The 19931-nt window shown below is 34.9% G+C and carries 23 protein-coding genes and 2 pseudogenes; 17 read left to right on the top strand and 8 right to left on the bottom strand.

Annotation, left to right across the window (positions count from 1 at the left end; translation table 11 throughout):
- The first annotated feature begins 6 nt into the window (after positions 1-6).
- Positions 7-2010: a heme lyase CcmF/NrfE family subunit gene (locus ABWU67_RS04370; protein WP_353281770.1), complete on the top strand. Its 2004-nt coding sequence runs from the start codon at positions 7-9 to the stop codon at positions 2008-2010.
- 505 nt (positions 2011-2515) lie between these two features.
- Here the strand turns inward: ABWU67_RS04370 and ABWU67_RS04365 are convergent.
- Complete coding sequence (locus tag ABWU67_RS04365) at positions 2516-2665, bottom strand: hypothetical protein (RefSeq protein WP_353281768.1); 150 nt, start codon at positions 2663-2665, stop codon at positions 2516-2518.
- A gap of 139 nt (positions 2666-2804) precedes the next feature.
- A pseudogene (locus tag ABWU67_RS04360) lies at positions 2805-3663 on the bottom strand (IS630 family transposase).
- A 50-nt stretch (positions 3664-3713) separates the two neighbouring features.
- Here ABWU67_RS04360 and ABWU67_RS04355 point away from each other — a divergent pair.
- From ABWU67_RS04355 to secF, 4 genes and pseudogenes are all read left to right on the top strand, one after another.
- Positions 3714-4562: a hypothetical protein gene (locus ABWU67_RS04355; protein WP_353281766.1), complete on the top strand. Its 849-nt coding sequence runs from the start codon at positions 3714-3716 to the stop codon at positions 4560-4562.
- A pseudogene (locus tag ABWU67_RS04350) lies at positions 4535-5393 on the top strand (IS630 family transposase). Before ABWU67_RS04355 ends, ABWU67_RS04350 begins: the two are co-directional and overlap by 28 nt.
- Before the next feature lie 15 nt (positions 5394-5408).
- Positions 5409-6032: a hypothetical protein gene (locus ABWU67_RS04345; protein ID WP_353281764.1), complete on the top strand. Its 624-nt coding sequence runs from the start codon at positions 5409-5411 to the stop codon at positions 6030-6032.
- 200 nt (positions 6033-6232) lie between these two features.
- A complete protein-coding gene (gene secF, locus ABWU67_RS04340) occupies positions 6233-7108 on the top strand; it encodes a protein translocase subunit SecF (RefSeq protein ID WP_010082185.1) in 876 nt (291 codons plus the stop codon).
- Positions 7109-7114: 6 nt separating this feature from the next.
- Here the strand turns inward: secF and ABWU67_RS04335 are convergent, their stop codons facing one another.
- Positions 7115-7630: a TIGR02281 family clan AA aspartic protease gene (locus ABWU67_RS04335; RefSeq protein WP_006279648.1), complete on the bottom strand. Its 516-nt coding sequence runs from the start codon at positions 7628-7630 to the stop codon at positions 7115-7117.
- A gap of 134 nt (positions 7631-7764) precedes the next feature.
- Here ABWU67_RS04335 and yidC point away from each other — a divergent pair, with 134 nt between their 5' ends.
- The 6 genes from yidC (at position 7765) to ABWU67_RS04305 (ending at position 11683) form a co-directional block, all read left to right on the top strand.
- The gene (gene yidC, locus ABWU67_RS04330) at positions 7765-9474 is read left to right on the top strand and encodes a membrane protein insertase YidC (protein WP_353281762.1); all 1710 of its coding nucleotides are present in this window, start codon (positions 7765-7767) and stop codon (positions 9472-9474) included.
- Positions 9452-9880 carry a 6,7-dimethyl-8-ribityllumazine synthase gene (locus tag ABWU67_RS04325; RefSeq protein WP_006279647.1) on the top strand — a complete coding sequence of 143 codons (429 nt, stop codon included), beginning with the start codon at positions 9452-9454 and terminating at the stop codon, positions 9878-9880. The genes yidC and ABWU67_RS04325 overlap by 23 nt, the downstream gene beginning before the upstream one ends.
- Positions 9880-10362, top strand: coding sequence for a transcription antitermination factor NusB (gene nusB / locus ABWU67_RS04320; RefSeq protein ID WP_007549265.1), 483 nt, complete (start codon positions 9880-9882; stop codon positions 10360-10362). Before ABWU67_RS04325 ends, nusB begins: the two co-directional genes overlap by 1 nt.
- A gap of 172 nt (positions 10363-10534) precedes the next feature.
- Complete coding sequence (locus tag ABWU67_RS04315; RefSeq protein ID WP_264329437.1) at positions 10535-10864, top strand: transposase; 330 nt, start codon at positions 10535-10537, stop codon at positions 10862-10864.
- A 1-nt stretch (position 10865) separates the two neighbouring features.
- Complete coding sequence (locus ABWU67_RS04310; protein WP_265017868.1) at positions 10866-11483, top strand: transposase; 618 nt, start codon at positions 10866-10868, stop codon at positions 11481-11483.
- A 32-nt stretch (positions 11484-11515) separates the two neighbouring features.
- A complete protein-coding gene (locus tag ABWU67_RS04305; RefSeq protein WP_167471207.1) occupies positions 11516-11683 on the top strand; it encodes a hypothetical protein in 168 nt (55 codons plus the stop codon).
- Between the two features lie 121 nt (positions 11684-11804).
- Here the strand turns inward: ABWU67_RS04305 and ABWU67_RS04300 are convergent, their stop codons facing one another.
- The 4 genes from ABWU67_RS04300 to yihA all read right to left on the bottom strand — a co-directional run bounded on the left by ABWU67_RS04300 (position 11805) and on the right by yihA (position 15011).
- Positions 11805-12458, bottom strand: coding sequence for a hypothetical protein (locus tag ABWU67_RS04300; protein WP_353281761.1), 654 nt, complete (start codon positions 12456-12458; stop codon positions 11805-11807).
- Positions 12459-12521: 63 nt separating this feature from the next.
- Complete coding sequence (dut, locus tag ABWU67_RS04295; protein ID WP_006279458.1) at positions 12522-12983, bottom strand: dUTP diphosphatase; 462 nt, start codon at positions 12981-12983, stop codon at positions 12522-12524.
- 518 nt (positions 12984-13501) lie between these two features.
- Positions 13502-14413 carry an acetylglutamate kinase gene (gene argB, locus ABWU67_RS04290; RefSeq protein ID WP_341821743.1) on the bottom strand — a complete coding sequence of 304 codons (912 nt, stop codon included), beginning with the start codon at positions 14411-14413 and terminating at the stop codon, positions 13502-13504.
- A gap of 4 nt (positions 14414-14417) precedes the next feature.
- The gene (gene yihA, locus ABWU67_RS04285) at positions 14418-15011 is read right to left on the bottom strand and encodes a ribosome biogenesis GTP-binding protein YihA/YsxC (protein WP_010962460.1); all 594 of its coding nucleotides are present in this window, start codon (positions 15009-15011) and stop codon (positions 14418-14420) included.
- A gap of 98 nt (positions 15012-15109) precedes the next feature.
- Between yihA and prfA the strand changes: the two genes are divergently transcribed.
- A complete protein-coding gene (gene prfA / locus ABWU67_RS04280; RefSeq protein ID WP_007548640.1) occupies positions 15110-16189 on the top strand; it encodes a peptide chain release factor 1 in 1080 nt (359 codons plus the stop codon).
- Between the two features lie 27 nt (positions 16190-16216).
- Here the strand turns inward: prfA and ABWU67_RS04275 are convergent, their stop codons facing one another.
- Positions 16217-17380 (bottom strand): multidrug effflux MFS transporter, encoded by a 1164-nt coding sequence (locus tag ABWU67_RS04275; RefSeq protein WP_353281758.1) that lies wholly within the window; start codon positions 17378-17380, stop codon positions 16217-16219.
- A gap of 463 nt (positions 17381-17843) precedes the next feature.
- Here ABWU67_RS04275 and ABWU67_RS04270 point away from each other — a divergent pair, with 463 nt between their 5' ends.
- From ABWU67_RS04270 to ABWU67_RS04250, 5 genes are all read left to right on the top strand, one after another.
- A complete protein-coding gene (locus tag ABWU67_RS04270; protein WP_006279391.1) occupies positions 17844-18773 on the top strand; it encodes an AEC family transporter in 930 nt (309 codons plus the stop codon).
- A gap of 209 nt (positions 18774-18982) precedes the next feature.
- Complete coding sequence (locus ABWU67_RS04265; RefSeq protein WP_007548354.1) at positions 18983-19117, top strand: IS3 family transposase; 135 nt, start codon at positions 18983-18985, stop codon at positions 19115-19117.
- Positions 19114-19248 carry a hypothetical protein gene (locus tag ABWU67_RS04260; protein WP_007548509.1) on the top strand — a complete coding sequence of 45 codons (135 nt, stop codon included), beginning with the start codon at positions 19114-19116 and terminating at the stop codon, positions 19246-19248. Before ABWU67_RS04265 ends, ABWU67_RS04260 begins: the two co-directional genes overlap by 4 nt.
- Positions 19249-19307: 59 nt before the next feature.
- Positions 19308-19433 (top strand): hypothetical protein, encoded by a 126-nt coding sequence (locus tag ABWU67_RS04255; RefSeq protein ID WP_264374313.1) that lies wholly within the window; start codon positions 19308-19310, stop codon positions 19431-19433.
- A gap of 275 nt (positions 19434-19708) precedes the next feature.
- Complete coding sequence (locus tag ABWU67_RS04250) at positions 19709-19879, top strand: DDE-type integrase/transposase/recombinase (RefSeq protein WP_080717647.1); 171 nt, start codon at positions 19709-19711, stop codon at positions 19877-19879.
- Positions 19880-19931: the final 52 nt, after the last annotated feature.

Below are 19931 nucleotides of genomic sequence, written 5' to 3'. Positions count from 1 at the left end.
GCGTCAATGGCTATTTTGATCTACTGCCACATTACAAATGATTTTTCACTTGAAAACGTATACTACCACTCACACACAACAAAACCTTTGATCTACAAGATTTGTGGTGTTTGGGGAAACAAAGAAGGGTCCATGTTGCTTTGGACCTTAGTGCTTGTCATGTATTTATTACTAATGGATATTTATATACCTTCTGTCATCCCAGTTTCCCCCTCTGTCATCCCAGTCTCTTCTTCTGTCATCCCAGTGCCCAGACACTGGGATCCAGACAATTTAATTGCAAATGAGTACATCAAATGGCAGTGTAATAAAAACTGGATTCCAGTGTCAAGCACTGGAATGACACCAGAACAAACTAATGGTAGTAAATTAAAAAAAATATCTCTTATCACTCATGGGCTGATTTGCTTTTGTTTTTTGCTGTTCACTTTAATTGAATCCAGCCCCTTCACTAAAATGCCAGGCATTGAAACAGATGGATTGGGTTTTAATCCGATATTGCAGGATATAGGCCTTGCTATTCATCCACCGATATTATATTTGGGGTACCTTGGATTTAGCGTTCCTTTTTCGCTCTCTATAGCTGGATTAATTTTAAATACTGAAGGAAATGTTTGGGCTAAAATTGTCAGGCCTTGGGTACTTATTTCTTGGTCGCTGCTCACTTTGGGCATCAGCTTGGGTAGCTGGTGGGCATATCGCGAACTTGGGTGGGGTGGATTTTGGTTTTGGGATCCAGTGGAAAACGTTTCTTTGATGCCGTGGCTAATTGCAGTAGCGCTGACACATTTGTTGCTCGTGGTACGGAATTTCAATGTTTTAAGGAACTTTGCTATTTTACTTACGCTTACAACTTTTATATTGAGTGTGACTGGAACATTTCTAGTCCGCTCAGGAATACTTACCTCAGTGCACACGTTTGCAGATGACCCAAGATATGGACTATATATATTAGCTCTACTTGGTGTAATTACAGTCAGTAGCTTAGTAATATTTGTAGTATTTACGAGAAAAAATCACACGCCTGCGATGTCATTCCAATGCTTGACACTGGAATCCAGAAAGAAACTTGCTACTCAAGTGACAGAGGGTAGAAGATTCTTTTCACGCTTTACGATGATACTGATGAACAATTTATTATTCATCACTGCCTTTTTCATCGTGTTCGTTGGCACTTTATACCCTACAGTGCTTGAGTATTTAACCGGTGAATTAATTTCAGTTGGAGCACCATATTACAATTCTTTATTTAACTCTATTGCACTAGCTATTCTAGTGCTCACCATGATCGGGCAATACTGCAGTTGGCAGGGAAATAGTCTATTGCCAATATTCCGTGAATATAGATTTTCATTCTGCAGTGCTGCAGCTATTTTGCCGTTTATCTTTCACATGGAGCTAATAATTGTGCTATCAATTACTATCTCCATAGCATTATTAATCTTTGTTTTAGAAGCATACAGTAAAAGAATTCGTTTATTTAAGGTAGCATTTGGTGAATCAATTTTATTAGCAAGAAGAGTTTCTAAGTCCTACTATGCAATGATGCTTGCTCATGCTGGAGTGGCAATTCTAGTGCTTGGTATAGCTTATTCAGTTGGTTGGCAGGAGAAAAAAGAAAATTACTTAAAAATAGGGGATAGCATAACAGTCAATAAATTTAAAGTTACTTTACGCAATATTGAGCTAATAAAAGAAAAAAATTTCCATGCAGTGAGGGGTACAATGGATATCAGGAATTTGCTGAATAATAAGATATTAGGTGAAGTAACTCCTGAATATAGATTTTACCTTGCGGAAGGTCAGAAAAATGTTGAAAGCAGTATCTACCACAATTTGCTTTCTGATATTTATGTTGTAATTGGAGAGATTGATAAGAGTAAGAGCAAAATCGCAGCCAAAGTGCACTATAAACCTGGAATGTCTATAATCTGGCTTGGATCCTTTCTTATCGCTTTTGGTTCGCTCCTTGCTGCTTTTCCTTTTAGTGGACGAGCAAGGATTGTCTAGCTGTCGTGGATTTTATTAACAACGCTCCTAGGTCCAGAGTGCAACGTATGAGAAATTACCGAGCTATAGATACTGATTTGCAAAGGTTAGAACCAAAGAAAGTTATATTTTTTTATTGACAGACCTATATATTACGATATTCACTAAGGGATTAGTGAGTAATGGTTATACAATATGAATGGTGGGGTATCAGGCAAGGAAAAAGTTATACGCACTCCTTTCGATTTTAGGAGCCTTACAGCGATTGGCGTCAAATTTTTAAACGTCCTAATCAACAGTATAACCCTTCCAACTATGATTCGTCGAGCGAAATAAATGAACACGATATAGAAACTCAAAAGATTGAAGAAGGTGATGGCCATGATTCAGGTATTAGTTCCGATGATGAGGATGACCGGACAACTTATACAGCAGTACAATTAACTAATGATTCTCTTGATAGCCAAAGATATACAGGAATATGCATTCCAACACCAACTGATGGTTGGGTAGGTGAAAATAATCATCAGACTGGTTTATCAGGTGATTTGCCAGACGTGAGTAATAATCCACAAATTTTTGAAAGTACTGATTCAGTACAGCTAGATATAGCCTTTCTTATAATAGTCCGAATGCGATAAGATATGTGTTTATGGCTATAGCAGGCCAGTAGCATATTACGGTCTGTTCGGATTATTGTAAAAAGAGCTATAATATTGTTTTTAGCAATCTAATTCAGCTTTTCTTGATTAGTCAAGAGCATAATTCTACCTGCAATGATCATGTATATCATTTCTCATAATAGTCCGAATAGGTCATAGGAAGGCAGAATCAACAGCACGACGAAAGGATTCGAATAGAGGAATGTTTTTCCTGGCTCTGTTTTTTATAGCAAACCAATGATGCTCAATTTTGTTAAAATCTGGAGAATAAGGCGGCAGATACAAAATTTCTGCACCGACTCCTTTAGCGAGCTTGATAAGCTTATCAGACTTATGAAAAGTAGCATTATCAAGAATGACAGTTTGTCCAGGTTCTAAGATCGGTGCCAAAAATTGCTCAAACCATCCATTAAAAATATCCATATTACAGTGGCCTTCAAATGTTAATGGAGCAACTATCTTTCTTCTACTTAAGGCTGCAACCATGCTGATTCGTTGAGTTTTTTTTCCAGATTTTAGGGCATAAAATCGCTGTCCTTTCTGGCAATACCCATATGGATAGTCCTCCGTGTTATCAATCCCAGACTCATCTATATACACTAAGTTTTCTGGTTCTTTTGTTGCTATAATTTTTAAGAATTCAGCACGTTTTTCTTCGTTCCTTTCCTTGTATCCATATGTCTTTTTTTGCGCGTAAATCCAATTTTTCTGAGAGCTCGGTGGATCGTTTCGATACTAACGTTGCCCCAAAGTTTAGCCATTTCCGACAGAGTTTTTCTACCGTGTTTTTTAGCAAATTCGATAAACTTATTCCAGTCGATAATTTTCTGATTGTAACCTCCATTACCGAGTTTTTTGACTGAAAGTCGCCTGTTTCTTTTTTTCTTTGCTTCCACTCCCACAAAGTAGTTCGTCCAATTTTAAATCTTGCTGCCACTGCTTCTCTGCTTTCCCCTTCGTCTAGTGCTTCCATTGCTTTTTTTCTTAAATCATAACTATATGCTGCCGGCATCCAACCTCCTTATCGCCATCTATCCTTAATCTTATCATATCCGGACTTCTGTGGAAAGAGCTATAATTTGTGATTCAGGTCACAATTCTGACGATGAGGATCAGATTCCAGAGGACTTTCCTTCAAGGAAACGAGTACGATCGATTGAAATTGATCAGTTTGAACCGTTGTACAAGAAGAGGAAAATAGAAGCACAAAATAATCAAAAATATACAGAAAATGTATGTAATCCAACAAATGGTGGTTTGTTAGGTGAAAGTGATAATCCACAAACTTTTGAAAGCGATCCTTTACAGCATGGTAGTAATGGTTTAGGTTATAACTTCAATGGTTATAGTCAAGCAACTTATAGTAAATTAAGTGCTTCAGATCAAGAAGAGGGTCAAGGCTATTCTTTAGGTGGTTCTTGTGAAAATAAAGAAAATTTGACAAAGGGCGCTGGTGGTAGTAATCAGACTTTTGAAGGTGAACAGAAAAGCTCAGAATTTCTGAAAGTTGACAATTGGTCAGATAGTGATGGGAACTCAGAAGATAGTTCGGACTCAAAAAAGGGTTCGTACTATAGTTCAGGTAATCTTGATTCAATGGAGTTAACAGATGATTTGGATTCAGAAAATGATCGGGACCTAGAAGATGATAATCCTTTTCTAAAAGACTCACTTTTTATGAAACTAAAAATGTCGTTAACTCAAAGTAAACAGGATCTGATTGATAAATGCTGTGGGGAGGTGAGAGGTATAACAGAACAAAATGAACAAAAAGATATAAAAAATACTCCAGAAAGTATTAAGTGCATAGTAGCTAAATATAGCTCTTTCCACAGAAGTCCGGATATGATAAGATTAAGGATAGATGGCGATAAGGAGGTTGGATGCCGGCAGCATATAGTTATGATTTAAGAAAAAAAGCAATGGAAGCACTAGACGAAGGGGAAAGCAGAGAAGCAGTGGCAGCAAGATTTAAAATTGGACGAACTACTTTGTGGGAGTGGAAGCAAAGAAAAAAAGAAACAGGCGACTTTCAGTCAAAAAACTCGGTAATGGAGGTTACAATCAGAAAATTATCGACTGGAATAAGTTTATCGAATTTGCTAAAAAACACGGTAGAAAAACTCTGTCGGAAATGGCTAAACTTTGGGGCAACGTTAGTATCGAAACGATCCACCGAGCTCTCAGAAAAATTGGATTTACGCGCAAAAAAAGACATATGGATACAAGGAAAGGAACGAAGAAAAACGTGCTGAATTCTTAAAAATTATAGCAACAAAAGAACCAGAAAACTTAGTGTATATAGATGAGTCTGGGATTGATAACACGGAGGACTATCCATATGGGTATTGCCAGAAAGGACAGCGATTTTATGCCCTAAAATCTGGAAAAAAAACTCAACGAATCAGCATGGTTGCAGCCTTAAGTAGAAGAAAGATAGTTGCTCCATTAACATTTGAAGGCCACTGTAATATGGATATTTTTAATGGATGGTTTGAGCAATTTTTGGCACCGATCTTAGAACCTGGACAAACTGTCATTCTTGATAATGCTACTTTTCATAAGTCTGATAAGCTTATCAAGCTCGCTAAAGGAGTCGGTGCAGAAATTTTGTATCTGCCGCCTTATTCTCCAGATTTTAACAAAATTGAGCATCATTGGTTTGCTATAAAAAACAGAGCCAGGAAAAACATTCCTCTATTCGAATCCTTTCGTCGTGCTGTTGATTCTGCCTTCCTATGACCTATTCGGACTATTATGAGAAATGCTATAGTTACTTGTAATGGATTTGATGATGGTCTTTCTGAGAAATGTAAGGAAATTGAAAGCAAGCTAAAAGGTTTAGCATATGAAAGTATTGTAAACAAAAGCAAGCAGACTCAAAATGTATTAGGAGTAGACAAGGATAATAGATATTTTTGTATAGAGTACTCGCAAGATAGTATTGTTGAAGTTGCAGAAATCCTAAACAATGAAAAAGCCAAAGACTTAAATTTAAGAGTTGGCATACTCAAAATTGGAGAAAGTATAGTAAGAGTTGAAAATGTAGAAGAAATAGGGGGAAAAAGAAATTACATGGATTTCTCAAAAGGTGGTATTGAAATGTCTTTTACTACTGAGGTAGGAGAGATAAGTATTTATCTAAGTCCTAGTGAGAAAGGCAGCAATAAAATAAAAGTGGAGATTGATGGGGAAAACAGAGCAAGGCTTAATGAGTTAAAAAATAGGGGAAAAAGTTTAGGGGAAAACTGTCTTTTAGGAGGAAAAAGTGTTGAGGAAGCTATAGAGCATGAAAGTTTTGAAAGATATGGCAGTGTACCTAACACTGCTATGAAGGAACCTAGCTTAGGTTGCGTTGCTAACATAGCAAGGGGGGGATAAGCTTGCAGAGATGAAATGATGGGCCAAATTGGCAGTATTTCGCTTTTGTAATGTACTTCAAAATGGTAGTATGCAAGCTAGATAGAACTTAATTGACAGACAAGAATTAACTGATGGAAAAATTGACATAATCAAACAATCACAGAATAAACTAGTGAATTTTTTGAAAAGTATATAAAATTCAAGTTTAAGTAAATAGCATGGCACTTAGACTCATTCCAGACAACCTCGATATCAAGTTTAGTAAATATAGGGATTTGACTGCATTAATTAGCATTATTCTTATCATCTTTTCAATATTCACTGTTGTGCTGCGTGGAGTGAACTTAGGCATAGACTTTGCAGGCGGAATTTTGATAGAGATAAAATCTTCAGATGAGAATCACTCTATTCTCGATGCATTAAAAGAAAATGGTTTTACAGTGCAGAGTTCAAAAGCGGGTGATAATTTAGTCATGCGTTTTAAAGATGAAGGAGATGAAGATAAAATCAAAAAGATAAAAAGCATACTAGAAGAAAAGCTGGGGAGCTCAATAAGCTATCGTAAAATAGACTATGTTGGCCCACAAATAAGCTCAACACAAATATTTGAAGGAATGTTATCCATGTTGATCGCGATTGTTGGAATATTTTTTTACGTTTGGTTTAGATTTAATTGGCAATGTGGATTCAGTGGAATAACAGCACTGATTCATGACGTGATTTTAACTGTTGGTTTTATTAGCCTAACTGGCATTGAGTTTAATATTTCATCAGTTGCAGCTCTCCTTACTGTCATTGGTTATTCAATCAATAACTCAGTAATTATATATGATCGGATTCGAGAGTATCGCAGGAGTGGTAAAAGTGGGCGGATGAGTGAGGTAGTAGATGCAAGTATCAACGCTACATTATTTCGCACTATATTAACTTCTGGTACAACCCTTCTTGCTGCTCTTCCTTTGGTATTAATCTGCACAGATGCAGTGAGAGACTTCAGCTTGATCATTTTTTTTGGTATTTTGATTGGCACTTGTTCTGCAATATTTATTTCTGCTCCTATATTGACCTACAGAGCTTTGATAAGTAGATTGTAGAAGTGTTTAGTCGCGGTATAATATCAACTTATTATCTCTTATAGTGAAATGAAAATACCTTAAAAAGCTCATTCCAAGTAGTGAATGAGACATAGAATGAGTGTTAACGCTTGCCTGTACATCATTAATCAAAAAATTTCCTATTTTAACTTGAGGTATTTGAACCACTCCAGCTTTTATTTGACCTTTCGCAGTTTCATATATTTTAAAATCCTGAACATTTTGTAAGTTAATACCAACATGTAATGCGTCTTTTTGTGATAGAACAATATCGGTTGCTCCAGTATCAAGCAAAAACGTTATATTGCGATCATTGACTTGAGCCTGAATATAAAAGTGTCCATCATATGACTTCGTAAATTCAATACTTCCACTATTCTGACCGCTATTTTGAATTCTTCCTTTATATGGTAAAAAAGTACTGAGAAATCTGTCGCTTAGTTTGTCCCTTTGTGAATCAATAAGCATTGCAGTAGTGGCTATTATTAGCAACCAAATAACTAGATTTTTCACCGCGTTCATATTGTTAAAATTTGAAGCTATTAAAATAAATTTTAAAGATCAGCGTTAAAAGTTATTATTAAAAATAAGTAAATTTCATTGTTTTAGTACAATATTTAGTATACACTTTAAGAAGATATGTTTGATTTAATTTCATGTCAGAAGCAAAAAGTTTAATTTTGGCAGCTATCCTTTCCATGTTAATCATGGTGTCTTGGCGTATTATTTATGATAATTTTTTTAGTACAAACCAAAACCAGCCATTGATTGAAAATATTGAACATATCGAATCTTTTAACGACCTTGCTCCTATAATATACCAAAATCGTTCTGAAATTATTAATTCTACTCGAGAACAGAGGGTTAGTTTAACCAATAACATGATTAAAGGATCAATTTCTCTGAAAGGTGCAAGGTTTGATGAATTAATTTTAACTAATTACCACTTAGAACCGAGTTCTTCTTCTCCACAAGTGGTGTTACTGTCACCTGCAGAATCAAAAGATGTATATTTTGCAGAATTTGGGTGGCTCGATCCGAGTAACAAGATTAAAGTTCCAGATTCTAAAGCAGTCTGGCGAGCAGATAAACTTAATCAAAAAGAGGTCAATTTATCTTGGGACAATGAGAATGGCATTTTATTTAGAATGAAAATTAACCTCGACGATAATTACATGTTTAAAGTTGAGCAAGTTGTTGAAAATAATACAAAGGATAATGTAGTTTTGGTTCCTTATGGTAAAATTAACCGTAAACGTGACAGTATCAACGAATCTTATTGGATATCCCATGAAGGAGTACTGGGTGCATTTGATAATAAACTAGAGGAGTGGACATATAAGGATATTTCCAAAAAACATTTAATAAAAGCAAGCACGAGTGAAAAAAATTGGTTTGGTTTTGCTGATAAATACTGGCTCACAGCCATCATACCTGAAAAATCTGATAAAATAAATGTAAGCATTAAACACACAAACGTTAATAATACTGATAAATTCCAAGTAGATTTTGTCAAACCTTACAAGAGCATACTTCCTGGTGCAAGCGTTTCTAATGTGAATTATTTTTTTGCTGGAGCAAAAAAGTTGAATTTACTGGATTCTTATAAGGACACTCTCAATATACCCCTGTTTGATAAAGCTGTAGATTTTGGTGTTCTTTACTTTATAACTAAACCAGTGTTTTTACTGCTTGAATATTTTAACTTCGTTTTAAAAAATTTTGGCTTAGCAATATTATTGCTGACTTTAGTAATCAAACTTTTGATGCTTTCCTTATTTAATAGATCATATATTTCGATGTTTAAGGTAAAAAGCCTGCAGCCTGAATTAACTCGTATAAAAGAGTTGTATAAAAATGACAGCTTAAAGCAGCATAAAGAGACAATTGCATTGTTTAAGAGAAACAACGTAAATCCAATGTCGAGCATTTTTCCCATGCTAATACAAATACCGGTATTTTTTGCTCTATATAAAGTATTATTTGTTACTATAGAGATGAGGCATGCTCCTTTTTTTTTATGGATTAAGGATCTTTCAGCTCCTGACCCAACGAACATCTTTACATTATTTGGGTTGTTTAATTATAACTTTCCTATTTCTATAGGCATTTTACCTATAATTTTCGGTGCCACCATGATAATTCAGCAGAAGCTAAGTGAGAAAGATCAAACCAGTAAAGATGATATTCAAGTAAATGTTATGAAGTTTTTACCTTACATTTCTGTCTTTATTTTTTCTTCTTTTCCTGCCGGCCTGGTAATATATTGGATATTTAGTAATATTATAACTCTAATTCAACAGTCATTAATAAAGTTGTTTTTAACAAAAAAAGTGGTAGTAAATGTCGAGAATACTAATAGTTAATTCGATTTATTATACTGAAATAGCGAACCTTTTGCTTGAAGGTGCAATTGATAAATTAAAAGGCAGTAATGCCAGTTACGATGTAGTTGAGGTTCCTGGTACATTTGAGATACCAGCTACAATTCTTTTTGCAGTCAAGAGTGGGCATACTAATTATGATGGTTATTTAGCTCTTGGGTGCGTAATTCGCGGTGAAACCGATCATTATCAATATGTTTGTAAAGGAGTAATTGAAGGCTTAAATGAGGTTGTTATGCATTATGCAATACCCCTTGGTATGGGTGTAATTACCGCTGACAGCAAAGATAAAGCACTAGTTAGAGCTGATAAAAACAAAAAGAACGTTGGTGGCCATGCAGCCTCAACTGTTTTGCGTATGATAGATTTACACAATAAATTAAAATAATGGAGGAAAAACCAGTAGATAAAAAGTGGCGCATAAAAAGAAGCACGGCAAGATTTCTTGCTGTACAAATTGCTTATTCAAATATTTTCGTAGGTTACAACAAAAGCACTTTTAAACTGGAAAATTGTGAGCTTAAGGACTACATAAATAAGTTGAAAGATATATTTGAATGTGAAGAATTTGAACATCAGTTCTTAGAAAACTTGTTATATAAGGTTATAAAAAGCAGTGAAGAATATGATAAAATAATAGAGTCTTATTTACACCCAAGTTGGTCCCTTTCACGGTTAAATCTTATAAGCTTATCTATTTTGCGTGTTGCAATATGTGAGTTAGCTAATTGTGATACGCCAGTTCCAGTTGTCATTAATGAATATACTAACATTGCATCTGATTTACTTGATAAACCAAGCGAAATTGGTTTTATTAATGGGTTATTGGATAAGGCAAAAGATGCAGTTAAATTAAATAAAAATCCTTAGCAATTATAGCCAGCAAGCACAAGGTGTCATCCGAGTAGCTGCTGTATGAACATTGTCTACCAGATCCCAGTGCTTGACACTGGAATGGCTTTGTTGCATAGCAACTGAAAAAATCTGGTGGCTACTGACAAAATTCATTATAAAATAGCCATTTAACCTTGAAAGAAAAAATATGCCACAAAAAATGAGGGTCAGTAACCATAGCGAATATAACAAATTTCTAGAAAAAAGAGGAAATATTTTTCATTATATCAACGAAGCCATAGAAAAGTGGTACGAGAATGGTCCAAAAATACCAGGTGGCAACAATATTTATAGCGATAAAATTGTAATTTTGGTGCACATAATAACTTGTTTATTTAGAATAGGCCTGAGGCAAACAGTTGGGTTTATAGCAGGATACCTTGAGCAAATTGGGAAAAATTTGCAAGTTATCAGCTATTCACAATCATCAAGAAGGTTTAAGAAACTCAATATTAAGATCAATGATTGCAGAAAATAATATGGAAGATATCGAAATTGCTATAGACAGTACAGGAATTAGTATATACAACAACACTCCTGGTCATAGCAAAGAAAATAGCGAAGATAGAAAGTATCGCAGCTATGAACAGACAAGAAAATTGCATGTAATGTTGAATACAAACAGCAAAAAAGCCATAGCTGTAAAATACAGTAACGGTGTCTACTCTGATCACTATGGAGCTTGTGATTTGCTAAAAGAAGTCGATTTTCAGTATGTCATAAAAGTACTATATGCAGATAGGGCATGTGATAGGCACAAGTTTTATAAGTTGTGTAACGAATATGATATAAAGACAAAAATTCCACCAATAAACAATGCGGCAGAACATCCAGAAATAGATTATATGTCTGACAGGAATGCTGCTATTAGGTTAATAAAATTATACGGTGAAGATGGCATGAAAGAATGGAAAAAAGAAGTAAATTATGGGAAAAGATCTTATATTGAAGGGTTTTTCTCAAGATTAAAGCAAATATTCGGATTTAGTTTTAGGAATAAATCTGAGATAAATCGAGAAAAAGAACTGCTAATCAAATGCTATTTGCTTAATAAATTCACTGATATTGGTATGGCTAAATTTGAGATAGTTACATGAATTTACCATAAATCACCATCTCATAAAGTGTGATGCAACAAAGCCATCCCAGTGTCAGCTACTTGGATGACAAGAAAGGGAGCACTGGAATGACATTATCTGTTGTGCAATTTACCTTCAAAAATGAATGTTTGTACAGTTATGTGTCAAGCACTGGGATGACAAGAAAGGGAACACTGGAATTTTTGTTTCAGCATTAGCCATGCATCTAAACAGATACGTTGCCTTGAGAATCGCAACATCCATGCAGTTATGCGCGTAACACTAAAAATCAAAAAAAACAAAGAGGCAGACTTAATCTACCTCTTTTATTTCACTTGGCTATACTGTCTGTTGTTGAGAAGCAACTTGTTCAACAATAAGTGAGCCTAAATAAGTGTTAACCCCTTTAGCACCATCTTTGTCTAAACCTAATGTTTTATTCCACTTTGTTTCATTTACTGCCTCGAACTTACCTTCATCGTTTTTCTCTTTTAGTGAACCTATCTCGAAGAGTAAAGTATTGCCTAGCGTATTGGTAAGCTGATTAATATCAACAATAATACGGTAGTTCTTGCCTTCTAAGCTGAAGGCTATATAATGTTTACCCTTTTCTACCTTACCTTCTTCATCTTTAACTTGGTTATTCCTTGCCATTTCCTTAAATGTGTCTTTTGTTACTAGCAATGCTGTTTCTTTACCGTTTTTTCTATCGTTATTAACAACAATCTTCGGAGCTCTCAACTCAGATATTTCATTGTTTTTGCTGATAGCGTGCATTGCTGAACTAACCAGTTCAACAGCAACAATTGCTAATATACCGATTCCAAGTGGTGTAGCTGCAAAAGCTGCAAGTGGAGCAAGCGTGCAAGTTGAAGACACCCAATATGGTGCTGAAAGTGCTACTGCTGCGCCTATGACATACAAAGAAGTAAATGCAACAAGTGCAGTATTTGTTTTGTGGAATTGACCACAGTGATTTTTGAAAGTTAGCATAAACGACCTCAAATATTAATATGCTTAAATAAAAAAACTGTCATAGTCAAGCTTTTTCGTAAGCTACCTGCCGCTTGAGCCAAAGCCCCCTGCATTGCGACCGGTTTCTTCTGCGCAGAATTCTTCTCTGTCATCCCAAATTACCTGAGATACAGGAGAAATAAGGATTTGTGCGATTCTATCTCCTCTTTTTATTTCGTATGGCTGATTACTTAGATTAATTAGACAAATTTTAACTTCACCTCGATAATCAGAGTCTATAGTGCCCGGAGAATTTAAGACAGTGATTCCATGTTTTGCAGCAAGACCAGAACGTGGGCGGATTTGCCCCTCAAAACCGTTTGGTATTGCAATCACAATTCCAGTTGGAACAAGTAATCTTTCAAGTGGATTTAAAACAGCAGAATCATTCAATGCAGCATAAAGATCCATGCCAGCACTCTGCGTAGTTGCATAACATGGAAGAGACAAGTCTTCTCCGTGTGATAATCTTTTTATTTCTACTTTAATTTTACTTCTTTGCACTCCAATTTACCATCTATGAAGACTCAATTATAGCATGTATAGCTCTTTTTACAATAATCCGAACAGACCGTAATATGCTACTGGCCTGCTATAGCCATAAACACATATCTTATCGCATTCGGACTATTATAAGAAAGGCTATAAATTGTATCTGCAAAAGTGATAAATGTAAATGATGTCATTCCAGCGCGTGACGCTAGGCCATAAAATTCCTTGACAAGTTCAGTGCTCCTTTTTTTGTCATCCCAGTGCCTCTATGATGTCATTCCAGTCTGGAATCTAGTCCTTATTATGCAGCCACTTGGTTGAAATTAAGTCTTCTGGATCCCAGTGTCTGGGCACTGGGATGACATCATAAGGGCGCTGGGATGACACCCTGACAACCGTCATCCCGCTACTTGTTAGCGGGATCTAGAGATACCGCGAATGAATCGCGGTATGACGTAGATTGTTGTCATTCCAGTGTCAGCTACTTGAATGACACCCTCTTGGTATTCGTGTAGTTGCAAGCAGTATAGCTATAAATCACTCACAATCGATATGCTTGAATTACTCTCAGTAAATAAATCAAGCATAATGTTAGGTATTCTACCATCAACTATGTGAACAACTCCAGCACATTCCTCCGCCATTTTAACGTATGCCATAAGCCTTTCAATAAATTTTTCCCCTTTAATTTTCCCACAATCAATCGATGCATTTAAATTTTTAACAGATATCTTCCTGCCACCAATTTTATCTATTTCTTCATCTGTGTCACTCAAGATTATCATTTTAGATGCAGAAACTGCGATTGCGATTGCGCTTGCAGTGCTATCGGCATCAATATGATATGTTTCCCCATCTTTTCCATGACCAATTGGTGCAATAACTGGTATAAAATCTGATTCTTCAATAAAAAATAATATATCAGGATTGATTTCAGTGGGTCTACCGATGAACCCCATGTCTAATATCTTTTCGATATTATTTGATCTATCTTCTCTAAGCGTAGCGGTTATTTTTTCGGCTTTAATTAAGTTACCATCTTTTCCACATAATCCAATAGCTGAACCACCAGCAGAATTTATATGCTGAACAATTTTTTTATTAACTGAGCCACACAGTGCCATTTCAATGATTTTCATAGTGTCTCTGTCTGTAAGTCTGATACCATTCACAAATTTACTGTCCATACCCAGCACTTTTAACACCGAGTTAATTTCATATTCTCCGTCATGAATTATTACCGGATTTATACCAAGCTGCTTCAACAAGACAACATTATGCACAAAAGTATTAAATAGTGTTTCATCTAAGATTATTGTACCACCGCATTTAATGACAAAAGTCTCGCCTACAAAGCTAGGTATGTTAGATAGCACTTCAAGTAATATTTCTGCTTTTTGTTCAAATGATACCTCACCCTTTAAAAATTCACTACTCTTCATTTTTTTATCTTGTAAACTTGAAAAACTCATCTCTTACCTTGGTTATTTTATGCTTAACACGGATGCTCATTTGATGAATTGACACATTCTCATTATTAATCCATTTTTGAATATCTTCTATAACAGCACCTAAGCTTTTTTGACTTACTTTATCTATTTTTGTTAGCACAATGTTAAAGTTAATGTTATTATATATTAACCAATAAATGAAGTCTTTGTCTATTTCTTTTAATCCTACCTTGCTATCTATCAACACAAACACTCTTCTTAGATTTTCTCTTTGAATTAGATAATACTCAATTAAGTTTAAATATTGTATAATTTCCTCCTTGCCTGCATGAGAGTAGCCATACCCTGGTAGATCAACAAGTCTGAACTTATCATCGTACATAGAGTAAAAATTTATTTGTCTAGTGCATCCAGGTTTAGAGGAAACTCTGGCAGCTTTTTTGCTGTTTATCAGTAAGTTGATCAGACTGGATTTTCCTACATTTGATCTACCAGCAAACGCAATCTCTGGAGCCGACTCATTTGGTAATGATTTTATATCCGAAGCTCCAAATATGAAATTGCAGTTTGATGTTATCTGTTTTGCCATTATATTCAACTAGAAGGTAGTAGGTATATTATAGTGTTATTGCTTGATATAAGAAATTTTTTATTTCAGTATATATTACTTAGCTAGATCTGTGCTATATGGATATGGAAAATAATTTACAAGACTTAAAGAAAAAATTTAATGATATAGAGAGGAATTTGGAAAATCCTACCAATTTAAGTCAAAAAGAATTCATTACCCTTTCAAAGGAATACTCTGAGCTCAGGCCAATAATCAAGATAATTGATGAATATAACACGCTGAAAGAGGAAATTTCAGACTTAGAAGAAATAATGAAAGATGAAAACAGCGAAGGTGATATAAAAGAGTTAGCAAAAGAAGAATTTTTCGAAAAGCACAAGGTATTATTACCAAAAATAAAAGCAAAATTAAAGTTAGCATTATTGCCCAAAGATGAAGATGACTCAAGAAATGCAATATTAGAAATTAGAGCAGGTACAGGCGGAGAAGAAGCAGCATTATTTGCAGCAATGTTATTTCGTATGTATCAAAAATATGCAGAAAGAAGAAATTGGAAGTTCGAGCCAATAAGCATTTCTAATACAGGTATAGGTGGATATAAGGAAGCTTCTGCACTCATTAATGGAACAGAAGTTTTTGCAAGGTTGAAATTTGAATCAGGAGTGCACAGAGTACAGAGAGTGCCAGAAACTGAATCTTCAGGAAGGTTGCATACCTCTGCCGCTACTGTTGCGATATTACCTGAAGTAGAAGAAGTTGACTTTAAAATAGAAGAAAAAGACTTACGAATAGATGTTTATAGATCCAGTGGTCCTGGAGGGCAATCAGTGAATACAACTGACAGCGCAGTAAGGGTCACCCACTTGCCAACAGGGATAGTTGTGATACAGCAAGATGAAAAATCGCAGCATAAAAATAAAGCTAAAGCGCTCAAAGTATTGAGGGCAAGGCTATACGAAATTGAAAGACAAAAAAAAGAAATGGAAAGGTCAACAATGAGGAAAAGTCAGATTGGCTCTGGTGATCGTTCCGAGCGCATAAGAACATATAATTTCCCACAATCAAGAATAACAGACCACAGAATTAATCTAACTTCACATCGGCTAGAGCAGATTATAAAAGAAGGCGAACTAGATGAATTTATTGAGGCATTAATCTCACGTAATGAAGCAGAAAGATTGGCAGGGGAAAGTTAGCAGCCTACAATGGAATATCTTTATTAATTACATAGGATCTTTTAAACGCAATAGATAGACAGTAAAAACAAGTTCTAGTACTATCGCGGATAAAACAAGAACAGCTACACTAATTGTTTGACCATTGTAAATGTAGCTTGTTAAGCCGATAAAAATAGCCATGATAAAAGCTCTAATGAACGAGACTGCAGAAGAAGCTGTGCCTTTAATTTCAGGGAAAACATTTATTGATGCATTAAAAATCACTGGCTGGAAAATTGCACAACCGATAGAAAAAATAATCATAGACAGTGTTACTAAGTAGAAAGAGTGGGGTACAATTATACTGAATATTACAAGCAATAGAGACCCAATAGCACCCACGCTCGTACCAGAAATTACACACTTTATTGCTCCAAGTTTCTGCAAGATTTTGCCAGCAAATAGACTGATGAGTGAGAAGCACCCAACTATTGCACCTTGATGTAGTGCATAAATAGTGCTAGATAAACCAAAAGTCTTCATATACAGAAAAGGTCCACAAGTAATGAATGACATATACGCAGCAGAAAAGAGGCTTGACATCAAAGACAACGTAACAAACCTCGGATTAGATAGTAGTTTTCTGTAATCTTTCATCGTTTTTTTCAAACTGAAAATATCGCGGTTCTTTTTTGTTTCTGGTAACGCTAAAAGCAGCAAAACCCAAGAGATCAAACAAAGTATTGCAACAGTTGCATAATTACCACGCCATCCTACAATTTCATTGATGAAACTGCCTAACACTGGCGCAATTGCCATGACAACTGTAAGAACAGAATTCATGATTCCAATAAATTTCACCGCTTCGTCGCCTTTGTAGCTGTCTGCAACGATTGCAAACACAACTACAGATGTGCTAACACCAATGCCCTGAACAAAGCGAGAGATTAAAAGCCAAAAAATCGACGGTGCAAAAACACAACCAACAGCGCCGATTAATAACAAAGTGTTACCTATGATCATAATTCTCCTTCTGCCATAGCATTCAGACAATGGACCAAAAAACAACCCTCCTATGCAAAAGCCTAGGAAATTATAAGCAATAGTTAATTGAATTATGCCTTCCTGTACGTTAAAATAGTGCACCATATCAGGAAAACTAGGTACGGAAATGTCAATTTCAATGAACTTGGCAATGAGAGACAGGATTAACAGAAATGGTAGTAACATTTGAGATTTTTAATTAATGAATAAAAATATCACATTTAAAGCGTTGAAAGAAAACATTTTTTACTGTTATTAAAATGGTTAGAAACACCTCATGTGAAGGAATGGTGGATAAATTGGACACTAGGGTTAATTAAAGAAAAATATGACAACTATGTTAAAGCTCTTACTCTCTGTCCTAACTTTACTTATTTCCTCTTACTTTTTCAACAGTCCGTCTAAATTACTACAAGCAGTTTAATTTTTAGTAAATATGTCATTATTCAAAAATATGCAAGAAGCTTTACAGAAACTTAACATAATTTTATCATACAAATGTCATTCTTAAGTCCTATATAAAAACAAATTTTGGCACTAATTTAATTAACTATGAGCTCGATAAATTGGAAAATAAATTTTGTTTACTTTTACAACACCTTAAGATCTAATGTCACTTTATCAATCAAAAATATTACAATAGGCTAGTATGTTCCTTACTCTTTTTCTCAAAATATTACCTATTTATATTACAATATTTATTGGTTACTTAGCAGGAAAATATCTTAAAATTGATAGAAACACTATATCTCAAATACTTTTTTATATAGCTAATCCAATAGTGATTTTATATGGAGTCTCTCATACAGAAGTTAACTTAAAAGTAATTTCTCTGCCGATTTTGATATGGTTTATAGGTAGCACTATGTCCTTATCAGTGTATTATCTTTCTTCTTTTTTATTTAAGGATAACACAAGAAACATATTAGCATTTAGCTCGGGCAGCACAAGTATGGGTTATTTTGGCCTGCCGATTGCCATGGCTTTATTTGATGAAGATTCAGTATCTGTATATGTTGTTTGTTATATAGGAATGGCGCTATTTGAAAACAGCTTAGGATTTTACATAGCTGCAAATGGTATTTATACCGCAAAAGAATGCATATTAAAGTTGTTCAAACTTCCTTCGCTTTATGCGATGGTTCTGGGCTTCTTTTTAAGTATATACGATATACAAATACCTACTTTTTTAACAGATGTTATGATGAATATTAGAAGTACATTTGTCACATTAGGAATGGTGCTACTTGGAGTGAGCATTGCGAATATTGCAAGCTTTAAAATAGATTGGAAGCTTGCTTTGATCACTATTACAGCAAAGTACGTATTCTGGCCACTGTTTGTTTTAGGAATTGTCCTTTTAGACAAGCATGTTATAGGTATATACGATGAGAGCATATATAAAGCACTGATGTTGCTGGCTATTATTCCAGTTTCTGGGTCCAGTATAATACTTGCTAATATTTTGAATTATCAACCAGATAAAGCTACTCTGTTGCTTCTAATCAGTACTGCAGTGGGACTGTTTTATGTTCCACTAATAATATCATTATTTTTTACTAAACTTGTTCCTTTTTGATCAAAAAATTAAGCGCTTGCACAACCATTATTTGGGTAACAACACAAGACATTGATAAAACTTGAATTTATAGCTAAAGCAACTTCTACAATTTGGTAACCCGTCATCCCGCTACTAGTTAGCGCCGCGGCGGTAAATTGACCTTACCCAGAAAAAGTAGAGAGAAAGTTAAGACGTTTTTGGAGTAAAATAAAACGTTTTTTCAAAATATGACAAATAGAAGAGAATATACAGCAGAATTCAAATTAGAAGCTGTTAAGCTGGTTAAAGAAACAGGTCAAGCAAGTACAAAAATAGCAAAAGATCTAGGTATAGATGGCAGTATGTTAAGTAAGAAAATATGATGGAAAAATGTCTGGAGCATACGCATTTCCAGGCAAAGGCTCCTTATGACAAAGAAAGATTTGATCTAAAAAAAGAGCTAATAAGAGAAAGAGACATCTTAAAAAAAGCCCTGGGCAAAGAAAAAGAGTAAAGTATTCTTTTATATAGAAATTGCTATAAAACACAGGAACTATGTAGGGTTTTGTACTGGTGGTATGGGTTGCTAAGGAAAAAAGCAGTAAAGAATTAGCAAAAGAAGGGCTTCTAGCAGATATTCAAAAAATAATCAAGCTTCTAAATGCAGATATGGAGCCCCTAAAATTCACGCTGAATTAAAAGCTTTAGGCAAAAATTAAAACAGTACAAAGTGTTATGCAAGAAAATGGCATTAAAGCCAAGTTTAGACGAAGGTTCAAAAATAAAAAACAGCAAATAAGCAACCGAGTTGTGGCTCCGAACACATTGGATCAAAATTTTACTACTGATCAGCCAAATAAAGTTTGGGATTACCTACATAAAAACTAAAGAAGGTTGTTGGCGGCAATAATTGACCTATATTCACGCATGGTGGTTAATGAGTAACATGATAATTAGTTATAGATTCTTTATTGATGGCCGTTGATAAACGCAAACCCGATAAAAATCTGCTGTTACATAGCGATCAAGGGTCACAGTATACCTCTCAAAATTACCAATTTCTATTGAATACAAAAAACATCATTTCCAGCATGAGCCATAAGGGCTGTTGTTACGATAACTCTGTTGCAGAAAAGTTCACTTAAAAGGGAGCTGCTTATTGATACTTCTCGCTCAACAAACCAGAACTACCATATT

This window comes from Wolbachia endosymbiont (group A) of Aleiodes leptofemur (assembly GCF_964028465.1).
Taxonomy (GTDB): Bacteria; Pseudomonadota; Alphaproteobacteria; order Rickettsiales; family Anaplasmataceae; genus Wolbachia; species Wolbachia pipientis.
The sequence above is the reverse complement of the archived record's forward strand: the minus strand, read 5'-3'. Positions and strand labels throughout refer to the sequence as shown.